Origin of the sequence: Mesorhizobium sp. B2-7-3 (assembly GCF_006440715.1) — a bacterium.
GTDB classification, from domain to species: domain Bacteria; phylum Pseudomonadota; class Alphaproteobacteria; order Rhizobiales; family Rhizobiaceae; genus Mesorhizobium; species Mesorhizobium australicum.
Map to the genome: position 1 here is coordinate 173,419 of NZ_VFTY01000007.1, position 18,696 is coordinate 192,114.

Annotated in this window: 8 protein-coding genes; 4 read left to right on the plus strand and 4 right to left on the minus strand. The window is 60.0% G+C overall.

Annotated features, from left to right (window positions below; genetic code table 11):
* The 4 genes from FJW04_RS17830 to FJW04_RS17845 all read right to left on the minus strand — a co-directional run bounded on the left by FJW04_RS17830 (window position 1) and on the right by FJW04_RS17845 (window position 11,808).
* The gene (locus FJW04_RS17830) at window positions 1-9,591 is read right to left on the minus strand and encodes a hypothetical protein (RefSeq protein ID WP_140715634.1); all 9,591 of its coding nucleotides are present in this window, start codon (window positions 9,589-9,591) and stop codon (window positions 1-3) included.
* 1,303 nt (window positions 9,592-10,894) lie between these two features.
* A complete protein-coding gene (locus tag FJW04_RS17835) occupies window positions 10,895-11,143 on the minus strand; it encodes a DUF982 domain-containing protein (RefSeq protein ID WP_140715636.1) in 249 nt (82 codons plus the stop codon).
* The gene (locus FJW04_RS17840; RefSeq protein ID WP_140715638.1) at window positions 11,107-11,343 is read right to left on the minus strand and encodes a hypothetical protein; all 237 of its coding nucleotides are present in this window, start codon (window positions 11,341-11,343) and stop codon (window positions 11,107-11,109) included. Before FJW04_RS17840 ends, FJW04_RS17835 begins: the two co-directional genes overlap by 37 nt.
* A 189-nt stretch (window positions 11,344-11,532) precedes the next feature.
* Window positions 11,533-11,808, minus strand: a complete 276-nt coding sequence (locus tag FJW04_RS17845; RefSeq protein ID WP_140715640.1) for a hypothetical protein — start codon at window positions 11,806-11,808, stop codon at window positions 11,533-11,535.
* 1,339 nt (window positions 11,809-13,147) lie between these two features.
* Here FJW04_RS17845 and FJW04_RS17855 point away from each other — a divergent pair.
* From FJW04_RS17855 to FJW04_RS17870, 4 genes are read left to right on the plus strand one after another with little or no spacing between them, the layout of a single operon-like run.
* A complete protein-coding gene (locus FJW04_RS17855; protein WP_140715644.1) occupies window positions 13,148-13,804 on the plus strand; it encodes a cytochrome c3 family protein in 657 nt (218 codons plus the stop codon).
* Window positions 13,788-16,745 carry a TAT-variant-translocated molybdopterin oxidoreductase gene (locus FJW04_RS17860; protein ID WP_140715646.1) on the plus strand — a complete coding sequence of 986 codons (2,958 nt, stop codon included), beginning with the start codon at window positions 13,788-13,790 and terminating at the stop codon, window positions 16,743-16,745. Before FJW04_RS17855 ends, FJW04_RS17860 begins: the two co-directional genes overlap by 17 nt.
* Window positions 16,732-18,105 carry an NrfD/PsrC family molybdoenzyme membrane anchor subunit gene (gene nrfD, locus FJW04_RS17865; RefSeq protein WP_140715648.1) on the plus strand — a complete coding sequence of 458 codons (1,374 nt, stop codon included), beginning with the start codon at window positions 16,732-16,734 and terminating at the stop codon, window positions 18,103-18,105. The genes FJW04_RS17860 and nrfD overlap by 14 nt, the downstream gene beginning before the upstream one ends.
* Window positions 18,102-18,638 (plus strand): DUF3341 domain-containing protein, encoded by a 537-nt coding sequence (locus FJW04_RS17870; protein WP_140715650.1) that lies wholly within the window; start codon window positions 18,102-18,104, stop codon window positions 18,636-18,638. Before nrfD ends, FJW04_RS17870 begins: the two co-directional genes overlap by 4 nt.
* The last annotated feature ends 58 nt before the right edge of the window (window positions 18,639-18,696 follow it).

The following is an 18,696-nucleotide window of genomic DNA, read 5'->3' on the forward strand; positions in this document are numbered from 1 at the left end:
TTAGTACCCTTCCGGCCGCAGCGGGCTGAAATAGCGCTGCCAAGCGCGATAGTTGAGATCCTGGCGCACGGTCGAAACTGAAATGCGCGCCGTGCGTCCGGTCGCGGATGTGGTCAGTAGTGCCCCGCTTGCATCTGCGACATCGTAGGGGAGTTGGTCAGTCAGCATGGCCTGCTGCTTTCCAAAGCCCTTCGACTCCTTCTTGAACACCGTGACCGAAAAGCTGACTTTGGCGAAGCCGATTGAGAAGGAGTAGCGAAAGACCGCCGAGCCAAACATGTCACCGGCACCCGTCATTCCGGTCACCACCGTGAGACTGGCCGAGATGCCGAAGATGGCGACCCTGCCAGAGCCACCAGCGAAGAAGTCACCCGCGATCTCTGTGAAATGACCGACCTTGCGAATGAAGACACCTACGGTTACCCGCCCAACCATGGTCAAAGGACCGTAGGTTACACCGCCGCCGCCGCCGAACACGAAAGATGCGTCGAAGCCCGTGATGCTGCGGCCGTCGGAGGTCAGCTGGAAATGCCCGCCCCCGCCCCACACGCCCGCAATGATGACGAAGGGATCATCGCGCGAAGACAACGCCGCCACGAACTGGGCTGGACGCTTGTCGAACGGCAGCACGGCGCCAGCCGACAGGCCAACATTGAGGAATGTAACGCCGCCCAGGGTGAAAGCCGGTATGTTTATTTTATAACCAGCTTCGATGCCCGCAAACCCTTCCGCCAATCGGACGTACGCGCCACCAGACGACTGACCCAACGCGGCAGCGAGTTTATCGACGAAAGACAACGCCGGCCCGATGCGATAGTCGACAAAGTCGATGAGGAAGTGAGCTTGGCCTCCCAGCTTCCATGTCAGGCGCGCTGCGGAAAAGACGAGGGTGATGGCGTCGAAGCTGCCCAGCAACTTGATTTCAAAGGGTGAAAGCAGCGCCTCGGCAGAGGCATCGAAGCGGGGATTATCAGGATCAGAGAAATCGATCGAGTTGACGGATCGCATCGTGAACCGGCCGTCGCCAATCGGGTTGAAGATGGCCGCACTTGCCGGGAACTTCTGCAATGGTACGGAATAGTCCAACTGCGTGGTGATACGCGTCGGCAGAAGCTTGCGAAGCTGATCCTCAATGATCTTGCGGACATTTTGGAAATCCACCAGGGCCGCGAAGTTGGCGTGCAGGACCTGGTCCATTGTAGTGCGCAGGCTGCCGACGATCTGCACCACTGCGAGGTCGCCGCTGCGGCCAGCGCTAGCCAGCCTTTGCAGGGACGCAAGTCGCTGCGCGGAAGAAAGCCTTGCGCCGTCCGTATCTTTGCCAACAAGCGCCGTTGCCACTTCCAGCTCATTTTCGAGTTCGTCTTTGGGCATCGTGTAATTTGCCTGAAGCAGCCCGACCTTTTGGTTGAGCCGGCTCTTGGCCGTCCCTTGCATTCCTCCTACAGCTGTCAGCAGCAGGGCAGGCAGGAGTGTCGTGTCGTTAAGCTCGCCCGGGTCAAGCTTGAGGAACTTGAGCATGTCGCCGATGGTTCTTGCGATCCGCCTGTTATCGTCGTTGAGGGTCACTAGCAATTTGTTGCGCTGGTCACGTATCGTCTTTGCTATCTTCTGCAGGCCGACCATCGCATCGGTCACCTGCTTTGCAGAGAAGACTTGATCCAGGAGCCAGGACTCTGCTTGGTCTGCGGCTTGATCGACATTCGCTTCAAGCGCAGCAATCACTCCGGCTGCTTGCGCTACTGCTTCGTCGCGCAGCCTGTTTCCGGCTTGGGAGCCGACCGACAAAAGGGTGGCGCGAAAGGTGGCAAGGTACGCGTCGCCCGCATCGAGCTCGAGAGCAGTACGAAAACCAGCCGCTGCCGTGCTCACCTGGCCGATGGATTTCGCGCCGTCAAACTTATCTGCGGCCGAGGACGCTGACGCCAGGAATTTGTCGATAGCGAGAGTGTCCGGCAGATTGGTCAGATCGTCGGCCATGCGGGCTACCGAGTCAGCGACCGGCGCGAGGAAGGGATATCGCTCCGCGGTTTCAGACATCTGCTGCCGGGCGTCCATCACCCTCTTCATCATCCGGGGTGCAGCCGTCGCGACTTGTCCTGCAGCGGCAGCAGCAACGTCCTTGCCAGCTGCAAAAACACGGGTTTTGACCTCGATGAATTCGTCCTGGACAAACTTGCCGAAGGCAGTTTCCATCGCCTTTACCGCATCCACGGCAATCGGCTCGGCGTCGCTTGAGTCCTGTTGCAGACCGAGCGCCAGCTTGGGGAGGGCTTGCGTGTCGGCGGCCCATTTGGCGGCGAGATCCTGGAGAGCGTCGACGCTTTGGACGATCGCCTTTGGCCATGCCTCGAGCAAGGCAGACAGTTCGCCCCGCGGAAAGGTCTTAACGACCTGGTGATAGTTGTCGACGCTCGGCTGCCGGCGGGCAAGCTCTATTGCACGTCTTGCGGCAGCGGCCGCTAGCCCTGGCTTCGGCAGAGCGACGGGCGTCGCCGGCTCGCGCCAGCCGGTCATTGTCAGTCTGGCCTGGGCAATTGCTGTCGCGGCACGTACCAAAGACCGGTGCGCCTCCTCGACTGCCTCGCCGTAGACATCGAACAGGGCCGGGGCCCATTTGCGGGCAGCCTGGCTCTGCTTGCGTCCGAATTTCTTTGCCGCCTCGGCCATGGCGGTTGTCAGCTCGATCACCAGCTGCTTGATCCGCCCGAATGGCTGGCTTAGCCGTGCTGCGCTGGCAATATTCAATGCCTTGACGATCCGGTCCAGCCGCAGCTGCAAATCGGCGGTCAACGTATCGATGTCGGAGTCGATATTGCTGTTCGATGCGGCGAGGCCGGCAACGAGCTTTCGCATCTTGTCAGCCGTTCCGCCTTCTCCAATCGTGACCGTGAGATCATCCAAGGCGGCTCCCGCAGTGGTGATCGCCTCGGCAAGCGCGGCGGGCGGATCAAGGCCCACGGACTGCTCAACGAACATATCGGCCAAGTCGAGCACGGCGGTATAGCCGTCAAGGATCGCATCCAGGACCGGCTTCAGCTGATCCGCCGCAGCAGCCGCAAGCTCCGCCATCGCCGTCTCGGCCGCGCTGCCGAACCTTCCTTGCAGAAAAATCCGATCGATCTGGCTTAGCAGCTCGATTGCAAGCGGAATTTTGCGGCTGAAATCATGCTCGTCGTGTAAACGCTGCAGGCTCTGTTGCAGTTGGTCCTTTGATGCCAACAGTGCCTTGGCGTCGCAGCCGAACAGCGCTCTTGCCGCCTTGTCGGCCAGACGCGCGACTTCGTCCTTCGCGCTGGCGATGATGGGGGTCAGCCTGCCTTCCTCTTCTTTTGCATGAAGGCGCGCTTCGTCGGAGTTGGAATTGTCGGTGAGTTGTTTGAGCGCTTTCCTAGCCGTCTCGGCTTCAGCCAGACGGTCCTTGATCTGATCCCGGAGCATCAGCAACTGCGCCCAATAGGCGCGCGCCTCGGCGTCCATGGCATTGAGATAGGATTCCAAGCTACCGCGAATCTCAGCCAAGGTCGGCGATGCCTCCAGAGCCTTGCCAAGTATCTGCAAGCCCTGCAGCCGCTCGAGGCGGGCCAAGAAGCCCGCAAGGTCGGTCGGCGGGGCCGGGCGGAACATCGCTTCGAGGAAGCCTGTGTAGACCGCGTCGACAATTTCCGAAACGGCCTTGTCCAGGGTTGCAGCACCGGAACCGGGATCAGGCAGCGTCATGACAGCGGTGATCGCGGCGACGATCTGTGAGCGCGTGTCGGGTTCATCAAGCTTTTTGGAAAGCGCCATCAGCGCAGCCTGCTGCGCTGCAGCAAGTGGCGTCTCGAGGTCAGGCGGGTTCTTGAGAAGGCTGCTTAAGGACTGCTCTATGTCGTCGACGCCCTGCAGATCGGCCACGATAACGCGCTGAAGTTCGAGCTTCAACGGCGATACAGGGTCGCGGCCCGCTTTCTCGAACGCTTTGACAAGCGACTTGCCCGCGGTAACGATGGCAGTAAGCCGGGAGGCCGCTGTCGCAATGTCGCGGGCTTGCTCAAATTCACGCATGGAATTGTCTAGTGAACCTATCGCGCTGCCGATGTCAGGATAGACGCGCCGCAATTCCAAAGCCCCGTTACCAGCTTTGATCGCTGCAGCATTGAACGCCCGCTCGACCTCCCCCAATGCTTTGCGGATCGCCGGGAGGACTTCGTTCCTCACCGCAGCGATCAATGTTTCCGCGGCGCCGCCGACATAGTCCTTCACCTCACGGACGCTTGGCACGGCATCGGCAAGACCGGTCAGAGAGTCGTTGATCAGTTCCCTCAGCTTGTAGGACCCGAACACCGTCATGTCGGCGTCACCAAGCACTTTGTCCAGGAGAGTGCCGACTGACATGGGAGAAGTATCGGCGTCAACGGCCTGAAGCGCGTTGGACTGCTGCGAGACAATGCCTGATGCGCGCGATGCTAAAGACTTGAACTGATCGACGCCAAAGTCTGGCGGTGTGTTGCGATAGATGTCGGAATCGCCTTCGGATAGCGCCTTATCGCGGCTGGTGGTAAGTGGCCCTTCCTTGCGCGCCAGCAGAAGCAGACGGCCGGCCGGACGCCCGATCGCGCCAACGCGGTCGCCCCTTGCACCCACATCGAGAATGACCTGATTGAGAATACCGAGAAACGGCTCGGGACCGCTCGCGGGCTGCGTCGCGTCCGTGAACCCTTTCCTCAGATAGTTTGCCTCAAACGCCACCAGGCATTCGCGGCCTTGCCGCTCACCCAACAATCGACCGAGCCGGTCGAGGCGGATTTCCGCAAAGTGAACCAGGGGATAGAAAGGCGGCTGGTCGCTCGCAAGCAGAAGGGGGGAGAAGCCGTAATTAGACCTTGGCCGCAACGTGGAACCGCGGGCCAGTGTCAGCGGGTCTTTGGCCCCTGCTTTTCGCTGCTCTCCAGGCCGCCCTTCCACGCCGACAGCCCAGGCCTGCGTCTCGTAGCTCGTTTCTCCTTCCTCCAACGGTTGCCCGTAGCGTCGTGAGGCCCCGCCTTGATCGAATACCCTGACGCTTCTGCGGTCGAGGTCGCTGTTGAAGAACCGGTGATCCTGGCCCGCCGGTTTCGGCCCATTCAAGGTCACGACCGTGTCGGAGTCGAGTTGATTGTAGTAAGTGATAAGGGAAGCTAGGGTCTGCTCGTCGTTCGCGGCCTCGTTGTCGACAAAGATCATTGGCAGCCGATGGGCCTGTGCCAGTCCGTCAATCTGAAATTCAAAAGGCACCTCGGCGCCTTTAAACGGCGCTGTACGCGGCCAGAACACCAGTCCGCAGCCCCCATCAAGCGAGACGCGTCCATTGGGAAGGACTGTCGCTGTCTCATGCTTAGGAACCGATGGCGATCCCGGCAACGGGTCGACGAGGTCGGCCGTCTGGCCAGTAAGAATGCGCATTTCGTCGACAGGCCAGGCGCGGCCGGCATCTGGCTGATCATACCAATCTGTCTTTGAAGGCTCAGAGCATCTAATGAAGAGTCTCTGCACAAGATAGGCGGTCGGTCCGCGCTTGTTGCCGGCCGGCTGTAGGTAACGCCGCTCCGTCAATTTCACGAGCGATGCGTGGTGACCAAACGGGAACAGATACCCCTTGTAGACCAGTTCGACGACGCGATCGCGTCCAAGCACGGCGAGGTGGCGCCAGCTTTCAAGTGTAAATGCGGGATAGAGATTGCCTCCGTCCAACAGATCGGCCGAAACAGGCGGCTTGAACTTGGTGTGCAGATCAAGCGTTCCTCCTAGGCCGGTCAAACGGAGTTCACGGAAGCTAAGGGATCTTGGAGCGTAGATCGCGCTGCTGTCCAGCCGTGCGACCTGCTGGCCGTCATCCCCCAGAACGGCCTCAAGCGCAACGTCGTTGAACCCATATCCGTCAGGCGGCGAATAGGAATCGCCGCCTTCGATCACCTGGTTAGTTTTCGGGTCGATGCCACGCTTTACCAGAATGCCGGGGACAGAGGATTCGGCTACAATCTGGTCCCGATCATAAGAATCCATAGAGGCACGGAACTGACGCTCCTCTTCCGACACTGTTAGCGGAACCGCATCGATGATCTCTCCCGCACGGCGACGCAGACGAGGCGCGTACCACGGAGCGGCCGCTCCTCGCGTAGGCTGTCCATTCTGGGCATTGAGCAGTTCAGCCGCGCGTTTGTCCCGAACATCAATCGGCTTGGCCGAATCGACCCTGTCTCGGCCGTTGAGAAAGCGCTCGGGCCAAAAATCCTCCGACCAAACGGCCCTGAGCAACGGATCCGGGTTAGCAGGTTCAAGCGCGACCGACCAAAGCGGAAGGCCCTTGGAAGGATCGCTTGGGTCTGGGGGAAGGGACAGGTCTAGGTCAATCTGATGTGGAAGAACCCACACCGCGTCTTGAGCCGGCGACAACTGCAAGCGGAACGGCAACTCGATCGCGGTCTCATAGTCCAGCGGTGAGCGGGCGGAGGCAGCATAAACCTTGTCCATCCAGCCCATTGCCGACAGATCAAGTGCCGGCTGAAAGCCCTGCAGACGCAATTGCTGGCCACGATCGACGCTCCGAACTATGTTGCCGCGGTTGTCGGCTTCGCGAACCGTCTGGGCGCGCAGGGGCACCACTTGGTCGCGGCGATACCAATCCAGCAGCTCATTCAGGGCAAATTGGGCTTCTGGTCCTTCGTTTCCGCTAGCATCGTGGCGCCTCGACCACTGGAAAACGAGCCTGCTCGGACCCGAAAGGCGGGCGCGGCTGCGTTGCGTATAGGGCTCATCGACCTCTCCCGTGAGGTCGACCATGCTGTTGATCACGCGGCTCAACAGATCCGACACCGGGTCATTGCGGCTGCGGCCGAGAGCCCAGCGAATCGAGGCGAAATTTGAAACTTCCGCCAAGTCCGCCTGCGAAAGCCGGCTGCGAAACCGTTCGGCCTGCCGCTTCCAGCGCGTGCGGAACTCGGCGTAGTCCGGCGCGATCTGCTCCTTGACTGGACTTGCATCGCGTTGCGCCTTTACGTCGGCCCATTTGCCTTCAAGCAGCGCTGTAATCGCCTTATCGGGAGGCGCTGGGGCGAACCAGATCGTCTCGGCAATGTTGCTGCCCCTGCCCCCCACGACGTCTACTATCTCTCCTTCAATCGTGGGCAACAGGCCGGGGGAAATGGCGTTGCCATAACTGCCGTCAACCGAGATCAGTCGCTCGATCAGCTTGGCTCTTAGGATGACCTGAAGGTCTGACTTGCGGAGATCCCAGGCAAGGTTTGCCGCATCGGGATCCAAGTCGTCGGGTCCCGCATAGATTTGCTGGTCCTCGGGAAGACGGCCGACAACAGGCGGCCAACTCGATTTAGCATACTTGTTGTAGGTTTCGGCAAAGGTCCGGAAATCCTTGACGCGGTCTACCAACCGAGGATCGTAATCTTTGAGCTTTGTTACCAAGTCGCTGTCGGCCTCTGCGACAGAGCCGAGTATGCGAGCGACCTCTGCCGCCAAGTCGCGGAGAGTACCGGAACGCACTTTGCGCTTTTTGGAACGCGACCCGGTTCGAAGAGTGGCAAAGGCATCGTGCACCCTTGCGGGCCAGTTGCCTGCTAGAAAATCTGCGAGTTTCTGGAAGTCGATCGACGGCAGTCCGCCAGCAATCGCATCGCGGCGCGCGAACGCCTGTTCGGCCATATGTTGCGGACCGAAATCGGCTCGCAATACGGCTTCCTTCGGATACTCTATGGGCATGAGGTCCGAAGGCTTCGCCACCGGGTCAGGGTAGACGACGAAATCGGCGCCGAAGGTATCCGAGCGCAACCGAAGATTGGCCAGCCGGAAGTCGAGCATCAGCATGTCGCTTGCGCGGCGAACCTGGACCAATGCGGAATCAAGTGGAACATCCAGGCCCGGCAGTCCATCTGCTCCTGCGGCGGGAGCGTCCAGGAAGATATGGCCAGCGCGGGCTGCCTCGGCTTCATCCAACCCGCTCGGCAACTCGACGTTGCGGAGACGCAGGACGGGCGACAACCCTGGATCCACGACGATGACACGGCTGAACATTTCCAATCCTGGCTCGGGCGCCAACGAGACGGGTAGGTCGGCTAGCGTCGCTCGCAACGCCAAACTCTCGACCTTTGCGCGAGACAAGGTTGCATTCAGAGAGATGCCTGGAAGCCGCGTCGTGCCAACCGGCTTGCCAGCAGTTTGCACCTCAAGAGCCAACCAGCCGAAGGCTAGACTAAACACCTGTCTTGACTGATCGTCGGTGTCGACACGCTCCTCTGATTCAGTGGTGACAAGAAGGTCGTCGAGGTCCAGCATCCGACTGGCAGGCGTGGGTGGAATGTTGGCATTGAGAAACCAATGCCCATCCTTGGCGGAGCGCAGCCTTAACGTGCCCTCGCCTGGGTCAAACGTATAGTCCATACCGCAAAGGAGTTTGCCGGCGCTTGTAAGTCTAACTGCGAACGTACCCGACAAAACCATATCGGCCGGTCCTGGTTCATCCTTGAATCCACCGGCGCGTCCACCCACGGTGTCCCAAGCAGCTCGGGCGTCGCCCCCCGTGATTGACAGGTACGAGCTATTTTCGCCCCGTATCAAAAAGCGGGCCTGCGGCAATCCCACCTGGCCGTTTGGGCTGGCAAGCAAGGAGGTCTCTGGAAACGTACCTTTCGGGGACGGCTCATCAGAACCGACCTCTATGAAAAACTGAGCCTTTGTAGGCTCATCGGCGCTCTCCGCCGGGAGCTTGCCGTCCTCAGCCTTCGCCCGCCCCCAGCCAAAGCGCAGGCTGCGGAACACGATTGTCGCATCATATGCGGTAAGCCGGGAACTCGCATAGATCGGGCGCACACTCCAGCGCCATTCACGGGCCTGGTTCGACCTGTCGTCCGGGTCACGCGGAACGACGCTGAGGACGGCAATATGATTGTTGGTCGCCTCTATTCTGGCACCTGTGATCCGGCTCAGCGTCTCGGCGACCCAACCCGCCCCGAGGTCAAGCTTGAAACCGGCTTGTCCATCCATCACCTGTCCCAATTCCACCCTGCCCTCGTTGCCAAAGCGGGCGGGCGGGAACTCAAGCCAATGAACCAAGTCGCGGTGCACCCAGGCATTTGTGCGAAGCCCGATCTGCCAAACAACTGACTTGTGGTCGCCCGAGCCTTGAACATCCGCGCTAATTGTAAATGCGTAGGTGCACGCGCCTCCTACATCAGCATTTCGATGATTGAACAGATCAACGCCGGAAACGGTGAGCGTCAACCGTGTATCGCTCGGAACCGGTTCGGACGAATCGCGCGCCAAAATTGTAAGGCCAGACAATCTCACCTTTGGAGGTTCCGCGCCGGAAGCCACAAAGTCCGAACCACGGATAGTCAGGCTCTTCTCGTCCTCCTCATCGTGACTGGCCCGGCGCAGCCGCAAGCGGATCCCAGCCAAGTATTCGGGGCCATTTTGTCTTTGAACGTACAAGGTCTCGATGAGGAGAAAGGGATAAGCGGCGGTCTGTGACTGTGCGAGAGCCGCCGCGCCGAGGACGGCACCGGCTGAGCAAAGAAAGCCACGCCGTGTTAGCCGCAGGATGTCTCCACCGTCAGCCATTAGGGCGCTCCCGAGTGAGGATCTGGGGGTAATTCAAAGCTGCGAAAAAGGCCGCTCTGAACCGAAGGAGGAACCCGCTGGGTCCGGCGATTGGGTGTTCCATGGGCACCATCCGCAATCCAGCGGAACTTGGCCAGGATTGGACAGGACTTTCTTTACGGCGCCGAGGTGCGCCCTTGTGCGATGACCTTGCTCGACAACCGTCTTCGGCCATGTCTTCGATCCCCCGTAAAGGCTCGCCTGAACACGCATCGAAGCTCGAACGAAATAAGCGATTTCGGCGATGGATACGCCGCGCGCTTTATATTCCCTTGCTGACGATCGCAGTCTGGAAGAATGCTCTGCGCCTGGCAATTCAACGCCATCGTAGATTGCGCTACACCAATATCCACGACAGTGGTACGGTTCTTTGCCGCCTACTACGGCAAAATATCTCCGATCTCTTACACCATTAAGTGTTGAATCGGTTCACAAGCGCCGCATTTTCACCAAATCAAGCCGATTTATACTCAGAGAGTTAACTCTCCAAGGGTTTATCTTTTGCGCGATCCTTCAGCTTCGCCCACCCCCTCTAGCATTATTCGAGCTAATGCTACACAGGTCAGTATTAGGAGTCGAGTCTGTTTGTTTGTTCAACAGGCAACGCGTGGCTGATCGTGATGAAAGGCGAAATGGTTTCTCCATAAACGCTAGAGGAGACGCTGCGTGAGTCGCCTGGCTAGCATCCTGGTCTTGACGTCCATCGCATGCGGAGCGGCGGCGCAGGATCTTCAGCGGCCACAACGCTTGGGAGCGACCGATATGTACCGCTTTGTTTTATTATCCTTTCTGCGCCCTTGACGCGAATTTGTATCACAATAGGTATCACATTTTTGGAGGGCTTGGTCTTCTCGTTGTTGCTCTTGGTGGGTCCGCAGCATGCGGCCTGGATTAGCGTGTGGTTGTCGGCGTGCGAGGAAGTTGCCAATCGAGATAGCCTGAGGCATAGCGAGCGAATTATTTGTGCGGCTTTGTAAGATCGCTCTCTACTGTCGGGTGAGCTGTTGGCCAAAAGGTTGATAGCACGCGTGAGATTAGCGTCGCTAAAACTCGCTCGTCGGTGGTCGGGCTCTTGTGGCGCCAACTTCTCGCCAATCGTGGCTGCCAGAGCTCGGCCCATGGGCAGACCCAACTCGGCGCCGGTCCACCACAAGCCAATCGCCGTTGGCGAGATCACAGCACTCTCAATCCGCATTGCGAAATGTGCTGGCAAGATAAAGGACTTGCGACATCGCTACCGCCTGCCGCAATTTCTCCAGCCGTCTCAATGGACATTGTCCCACAGCACACCCGCCTCCTTGGCTGCGAGACGGAACAGCCGCCGGGCCTCTTGCGGCGTCGCTTGATCGGCAAGACAAGCCATGCAGGCGCGGACTGCTTTCTCCCAGTGGGGGCCGCGCTTGCTCCATTTCAGTAATTCGGCAGCGGCGCCCTCAACGTTGGAGCAGTGATACGTGGAACCCATCTCACCCGTTGTCACAGGGACTGCAGGGCTAAACCATCTGAGTGCCATCGGGGAGGTTCCTCGTAGAGGCTGGCTTCTTCTGCATGGTCCAGCCGTTCAAGGAGTTCTTTGAGCCTATCCGGGATCGTTTCGTCAACGCGGAAGATGGGCAAGGTCGCCGTGTAGTGCTTCAATGCCTTTGAGCTAATCTGACGCATTACAGACGCAGCTAGAGTCGTCGGCCCGTTGGCATTATCACGATCGGTCATGTCGGATTTGTCCCACAGTATCCGCGGCCCAACACCTGAGCCGGCGAATCGTTCCGAAATTAATCAAAATTGTGGCAAGGCCCCCTACGCGACTGACCAGCGAAGAAGGCCGACTAGGCCAGGAGCCCAATCGACCTCCATCTTCGCGGGGGACTTGGAGGGGACCAGTCCACCCGGTTCGAACCTTCATTAAGGTCTATCTAAAATAGATTGGCAACCTACACCTTTGGATGGCAGAGCTGTCATTCTTCTTGATCCATGTCCCTCACAGTCCGTACCAATTGGCAGCGTTACACGGCAGGTCTGCGCAACGACGATCGCGCCTTTGAGTTGAACTTTGGAGACCACGGGACCTGTTCTCTGTTCACGCTGATAGCCATATTCCATGAGGCGGGCAGCCAAGGTGATGCGCTCGGACATTTCCGCCTCCGGGTCAGGAGTATTGTAGCCGAGGTAGACGAACATTCGGGCTTCATCGGCCCACCGCTCGACCGTAGCGTTCCCGGTGATTTTGAAGTCACCTCCCAAAACGAGAATAGTAACAGCGCTGCGACACCGTTGTCATTGCTAGGGGCCACGTTGCTGTTAGCCAAGGCTGGGCTCGGTCGGCAAAGCTCGTCCATTTGTTAGTCACTCTCTGTGCCGCGATGCGGATATCGTCGCCATCTTGGACACTTACGGCTGTGGTTCATCAGGCATTTGAGATCAGAAAAGTTCACACCTGCTTCAGTGCAAGTCGTGCCAAACACACGCTGGAAGTCCGTGGCGAACGATGCAGGCTCTTTTCTCAACGGAGGCGAGGTAGGTTTCCGCCGAGGAGATGGCCAGTTTTGTTGCCGCCCGCTACCGTCCGGCCGAACACAATTCATAACGGAACCTGTCTTTCGTATCGGGGATCATGTGGGCTTTTAGGCGAAGGTCCATTTGCCGTCGCTGCGCTCAGCCGAGGCGATCTTCGAAGGAGATGTCGCTCCACCCGCGCCGGCGGGAAGATGGTCGTCGCCAAGAAGGACAGGAACGCGTGCCTGGATGTACAGGGCACAAGGATGGCAAAGAACGCGCCGTCATTTGGGTTCACCGACTATTTTGGGAGATCTTCTCATCATTCCCCACGGTTGGTCTCATCCGCATGGCTGTAGGGAACACTTTCGACAAGCCGAGGTTCGGGGCAATCGACCCAATCAGGGCGCAATACAGATAGAAAAGGAGCGCCCCAGCCAAGGCGAGGCACTGATATGCTGTGGACCCGTGACGACGGCCGGAACGACCAGGCCACAGCGGCGGCGGCCCTTATTGAGGAACGGGCCAGGCGCGCCGCAAAATCAGCGCGATTAAAAGAGGCGCGGCTCGCTCAGGAAGCCAGCACACCCCTGCCCCCCAAGCCCAAATCGCGCGTCGTAAAAAAGGTTCGAAGGATTTTTGTCGCTGGCTAGGAGGCGCTCGGTTGAGCCATTCGAAAATCGCGTCATGCAGCAGCTTGTTCGTACGCGGGTCACGCTTATCCCCGCAGCCGCCGGCCAGCAGCGGCACCACGTCTGCACGGGAGTATCCCGTCACGCGCACCCATCCTGCTCACGTGGAAAGTGATAGGGGCAAGTCGTCGACATTCCAGCCTTCGCCAGACGCCGTGGCGTGGGAATTCCCGCTCGAACCACCTTGGCCGCGATCCTGATCCTCACTGCTCGGGCCGAGGTTTTCCGGGCGTGGGTCGCGCGCCAGACCTCCTTTCCCTCGCCTCCGCCCATGGAACATTCCGAAGTTCCAGGTGTTATTCGTTTTCACGCCTAAAATGTCAGCGTAGCGAATGCCACAGATTTTCCGGCCTGGCGCAAACGGGGTTGCACGGTTTGTCCTTTGGGGTGGACTGGCGGGCCTGGTGGCGCTGGTTGGGCTCGCCTCGGTTGCCCCGCGTGTCAATTGGTCCACGTTTGTTGCACGCGCAAATGCGCAGCCCGTTCCATTCAGCCATAAGCATCACGTCGGTCAGCTCGGAATCGACTGCCGCTATTGCCATAACAGCGTGGAGGTGTCGTCGTCAGCCGGGCTTCCGGCAACGGAAGTGTGTATGACCTGCCACTCGCAGCTTTGGACAAATGCCGACATGCTGGCCCCCGTTCGGCAGAGTTTGGCAACCGGAAATCCGCTCCGTTGGCACCGGGTGAACCGGGTGGCCGATTTCGTCTTCTTCAACCATTCGATACACGTCAACAAGGGCGTCGCCTGCGTGACCTGTCACGGCCATGTCGAAGAAATGCCCTTGATGCGCAAGAGCGAGCCCCTCGACATGGAATGGTGCCTGGGATGCCACCGCGACCCCAAAGATAATCTGCGTCCTCCCCACGCTGTCTTCAGCACCGATTGGACACCACCCCCCAATGTCGAGGAAATGCGCGCCAAGTTAATAAAACTGCTGAACATCCAACCCCACACGATGACTGATTGCTATGTCTGCCACCGCTGACGAATCTCGGCTCTGGAGAAGCCTAGCCGAACTCTCCGATGCGCCAGAGTTTCGTAAATATGTCGAAGCGGAATTCCCGTCCTTGCGCGACGAAGGCTGGGCGACATTTCGACCGGGCCTCGATCGGCGCAAGCTCCTCAAGCTTCTAGGCGCCGCCGTTTCATTCGGCGGGCTCGCGGCTTGCGCTCCGGCCGACGATATCGTCCCCTACGTCCGTCAGCCTGAAAACGTCGTGCCTGGCAGGGCCGAATATTATGCCACGACCTTTTCCAAAGAAGGGTACGGCGTCGGCGTGCTTGTCGAGACGCACGAGGGCCGGCCGACCAAAATCGAGGGCAATCCCGACCATCCCGCGTCCTTGGGCGCCACAGACGCAATCATGCAGGCGGCGGTGCTTTCGCTCTATGATCCGGACAGGTCTCGGACCCCACTGCTGGACGGCGCTCCCGCCGATTATGGGTCTTTCCTCGGCGCAATGGCTGCGCTGCGCAAGCAATTTGCTGAGGTGCGGGGTGAGGGGCTTGCCATCCTGTCCGGACCGTCAACATCGCCGACGCTCGCCGCCCAATTTCGCGACTTGCGCGCAGTTTTTCCGGAGATGCGGTTTTATCGCCATGACGCTCTAGGCGGAAACGCCATGACAAAAGCCACAACGGCCGCATTTGGCCGCCCGCTGTCGCCGATCTACAATTTGCAGCATGCCAGTGTCATCGTCAGCCTCGACGATGACTTCCTGGGTGATGGCCCGGGCAACCTCGCCTATGCACGCGGATTTGGCCTCGGTCGACGCACGCCCAAGCCCGGCAGCAGCATGAACCGGCTATACGCCATCGAGACGACTCCGACCATTACGGGTGCCTCGGCCGATCATCGTCTGGCTGTGAGGCCCAGCGAACTGGACGGCCTCGGCAGGCGGCTTGCAGCCCTGATTTCGGGCGATAGCGCCGCCGGCGAGGACGCACCGCAATGGCTTCGGGCTGCCGCGGACGATCTGAGGTCGGCGGGATCGGGGGCATTGCTCGCCGTAGGCAAGGGCGTGAGCGCTGATGTCGCCCATCAGGCGCTTTTGGCCAACCAGTCGCTCGGTGCAGTCGGGGCCACCCTTCGTGTGATCGAGCCGCCCGAAATTCTCGGCGACGCGGCCGCATTGCCGGATTTCGTCGATGATGCATACGCGGGACGGATCGACACTGCCGTCGTCTTGGACTGCAATCCGGTCCATACCGCGCCCGGCGACCTGGAGATTGGCAAGTCGTTCGGCAAGATCACCAAGGTCGTCCATCACGGCCTCTATGTGGACGAGACCGCACGGCTCGCCCGCTGGCACGTCCCCGCCGCCCACGACCTCGAGAGCTGGTCAGATCTGCGTGCCTTCGACGGCACGACTTCGATCATGCAGCCGACGATTGCCCCTATATTCGCCGGTCGTACCGTGCACGAGATATTGGCCGTCCTTCTCCAGCAACAGGATCTGTCTGCGCTGGATCTCGTTCGGCGAACCTGGCGCTCGTCCAGCATGGAGGACGATGCTTGGGATCAGACGTTGAAAGCCGGTTGCGTGGCGGGGAGCGGCGAACCGGATGCAGCAACGCAGCCGCCGACAACTTCGACCGCGTCCCCACCCCAGCAAGTCAATCGCCCCGGGACCCTGGAAATCCGCTTCGCGTCCGACCCGTGGCTGCGCGACGGGCGTTTTGCCAACAATGCGTGGTTGCAGGAGCTGCCGCGTCCCCTTACCAAGCTGGTGTGGAGCAACGCCGCGCTGATGGCGCCCTCGGATGCCGAGTTGCACAAACTGGCCAATGGCGACGTCATCCGCATTTCCGCCGACAAAAGCAGCATCGACGCGCCGGTCTGGCTGACGCCAGGCCACCCCAAGGGGAGTCTGACGCTAACCTTCGGATTCGGCCGGCGCTCCGCGGGACCGGTGGCCGATCTCGCAAGCGGCTACGACGCGTTCGTGCTGCGGAAGGCCGGTTCACCGTGGGCACTGAGCGGCGCAACTGTCGAGCGGCTCGACCTGGGCAAGCAGCTTACGACGACGCAAGAACATCAGGCGATGGAAGGACGTCCGATAGCGCGGCACGCAACCTGGTCGCAGTATCGTGACAATCCGGACTTCGTAAATGCAGGCGCGCCTCCGGAGCCGAAGGAGTCGCTCTATCCCGAATACCACTATGATCAGGAAGCGTGGGCGATGGCGATCGACGAGAACGCCTGCATCGGGTGCATGGCCTGCGTCGCCGCGTGCCAGTCGGAAAATAACATTCCGACGGTCGGCCCGGAAGAGTGCGCGCGTGGCCACGAGATGCACTGGCTGCGCGTGGACCGCTATTATGAAGGTCTCCCGGACGATCCGCAGACGTTGTTCCAGCCGGTGCCCTGCATGCAGTGTGAGAAGGCGCCCTGCGAAGTGGTCTGTCCCGTCAACGCCACGGTCCACACGCATGACGGCATCAACGCCCAGGTTTACAACCGCTGCATCGGCACCCGCTATTGCTCCCAGAACTGCCCCTACAAGGTACGCCGCTTCAATTTTCTGGAATACCAGGAGTTCGACAAGGAAAAGGTGGGTTTCCTTCAGGCGGTCAACAATCCGAACGTATCGGTCCGCTCGCGTGGCGTGATGGAAAAATGCACGTACTGTGTGCAACGGATCGCGGCCGCCCGCATCCATGCGCAAATCGACAATCGCCCCATAGCCGACGGCGAGGTGGTCACGGCCTGCCAACAGGTCTGCCCAACGCAGGCGATCTGGTTTGGAGACCTTAACGACAGGCACGCTGCCGTCAATCAGGTCAAGGCATCGCCGCTCAACTATGCATTGCTCGCTGAACTCAATACGCGGCCGCGCACCACCTACCTCGGCAAGGTCAGGAACCCAAACCCGGCGCTTGCCCGCGAGAGGGAGGAGAAAGGGGACGGCCATGGCACAGGCTGACGTCGCGCGAAGGGACGGCTCCCTCGCCGTCCTGGAAGGGAGGCACACCAAACAGGAGATCACCAGGCGCATCGGCTCGATCGTACTGCAAGGCCGATTGCCGCGATATTTCTGGCTCGCCTTTGCTGGTCTCTTCATACTGGTGATGCTGTTCTTATATTCGATCGTCTACCTGATCGCTGTCGGTGTCGGGAAATACGGCATCAACATCCCGGTCGCCTGGGGCACGATGATCTCGAACTTTGTGTGGTGGATCGGCATTGGTCACGCTGGAACCTTGATCTCGGCCGTGCTGCTTCTCCTGCGTCAGAGCTGGCGGGATTCCATCAATCGCTTTGCAGAGGCCATGACGCTGTTCGCGGTGGCGATGGCCGGGCTGTTCCCGATTTTGCACCTTGGCAGGCCGTGGTTCTTCTACTGGCTGCTGCCATTGCCCAACACGCACATGCATTGGCCACAATGGCGAAGTCCGTTGGTCTGGGACTTCGCGGCAATTTCAACCTACGCCACCGTGTCGCTGCTGTTCTGGTACATGGGCCTGATACCCGACCTCGCAATCCTGCGCGACCGCGCTGAAACGCGCCGGGGGCAGCTGTTCTACGGTATCCTGGCGCTTGGCTGGTGCGGGTCGGCCTACCATTGGATGCGCTTCCAGAGCGTCTACTATTTGTTGGCGGCCCTCGCCACGCCGCTTGTCGTGTCCGTGCATTCGATCGTGTCGCTTGATTTCGCCTATGCGCTGGTGCCCGGCTATCATTCAACGATATTCCCGCCCTATTTCGTTGCTGGCGCGCTGTATTCGGGCCTCGCGATGGTGGTCACGATTGCCGCCCCGCTTCGCACTCTGTTCAAGCTGGAAGACATCATTACGAAACGGCACATGGAAAATGCCGCCAAGCTGATGATCGCCTCTGGCATGATCGTCGTCTACGGCTACATCTCCGAGATTTTCTTCTCCTGGTACTCGGGCGAGGATTTCGAGCGGGTCATGATGTTCCGCCGCGCCTTCGGTCCGTACGCCTGGTTCTTCTGGCTGATGATGTTCTGCAATGTGGGCGTCCTGCAGCTCTTGTGGTTCCCCCGCGTCAGGTTGTGGATGCCGGGCCTTTGGGTAATCTCGTTGCTGATAAACGTCGGTATGTGGACCGAGCGCTACGTCATCGTGGTCAGTAGCCTGGCCAACGGCTACCTGCCCTCGTCCTGGGGCTCGCAGTCGCTGACCTGGCTCGACTTCGGCATCCTGTTCGGTTCGCTCGGCACATTCTTCGCTCTGGTGTTTCTGTTCATCCGAATTCTGCCTGCGGTGACCATCTTCGAAGTCGAGGAGCTGGCACATGAGCAAACGGTGGGGAAAGCATGAGCGCCTCTCAGCCGTATGGAATGATGGCGACGTTTCCGACGCCGGAAAGCCTGGGCAACGCGGTCCAGTCCCTGCGCGAGTTCGGCTACACCAAGTTGGATACCTTCTCGCCCTACCCCATCGAGGGTCTGCCCGAGAAGCTGGGAGCGCGTCGCACGAGATTGCCCTATTTTGTGCTGGCGGGCGGTCTGCTCGGGGCCGCGGCCGTTTATTTGCTTATCCTCTACTCGGTCGAGATCGACTACCCGATCAACGTCGGGGGCCGGCCGATGAATGCATGGCCGGCCTATCTCGTCCTTGCCTTCGAAGCCGGCGTTCTCGGAGCGGCCATGGCCGGGTTTGTCGGGATGCTCGCGGCCAACGGCCTGCCTCGTTATCACCATCCCGTCTTCGGCGTCTCTGACTTCAGCTATGGTTCTGGCGGTCGTTTCCACCTGCTGCTCAAGGCCTCGGACCCCCTGTTCAGACCGGTGGCCGCGCGAAACCTGCTCAAACGGCTGGGCGCGCACCACGTCGAACTGGTGAAGCCATGACCTCCGCCCCGCGCATCCGCCGCTGCTTTGGCGGGCTGCGCCTCGGGACCACAGCGGT

Coding starts and splice junctions, on each gene's coding strand:
- FJW04_RS17870 (WP_140715650.1), top strand. CDS start 18,102: ATGAGCGCCTCTCAGCCGTATGGAATGATGGCGACGTTTCCGACGCCG.
- FJW04_RS17860 (WP_140715646.1), top strand. CDS start 13,788: ATGTCTGCCACCGCTGACGAATCTCGGCTCTGGAGAAGCCTAGCCGAA.
- nrfD (WP_140715648.1), top strand. CDS start 16,732: ATGGCACAGGCTGACGTCGCGCGAAGGGACGGCTCCCTCGCCGTCCTG.
- FJW04_RS17830 (WP_140715634.1), bottom strand. CDS start 9,591: ATGGCTGACGGTGGAGACATCCTGCGGCTAACACGGCGTGGCTTTCTT.
- FJW04_RS17855 (WP_140715644.1), top strand. CDS start 13,148: ATGCCACAGATTTTCCGGCCTGGCGCAAACGGGGTTGCACGGTTTGTC.
- FJW04_RS17835 (WP_140715636.1), bottom strand. CDS start 11,143: ATGGCACTCAGATGGTTTAGCCCTGCAGTCCCTGTGACAACGGGTGAG.
- FJW04_RS17845 (WP_140715640.1), bottom strand. CDS start 11,808: ATGTTCGTCTACCTCGGCTACAATACTCCTGACCCGGAGGCGGAAATG.
- FJW04_RS17840 (WP_140715638.1), bottom strand. CDS start 11,343: ATGACCGATCGTGATAATGCCAACGGGCCGACGACTCTAGCTGCGTCT.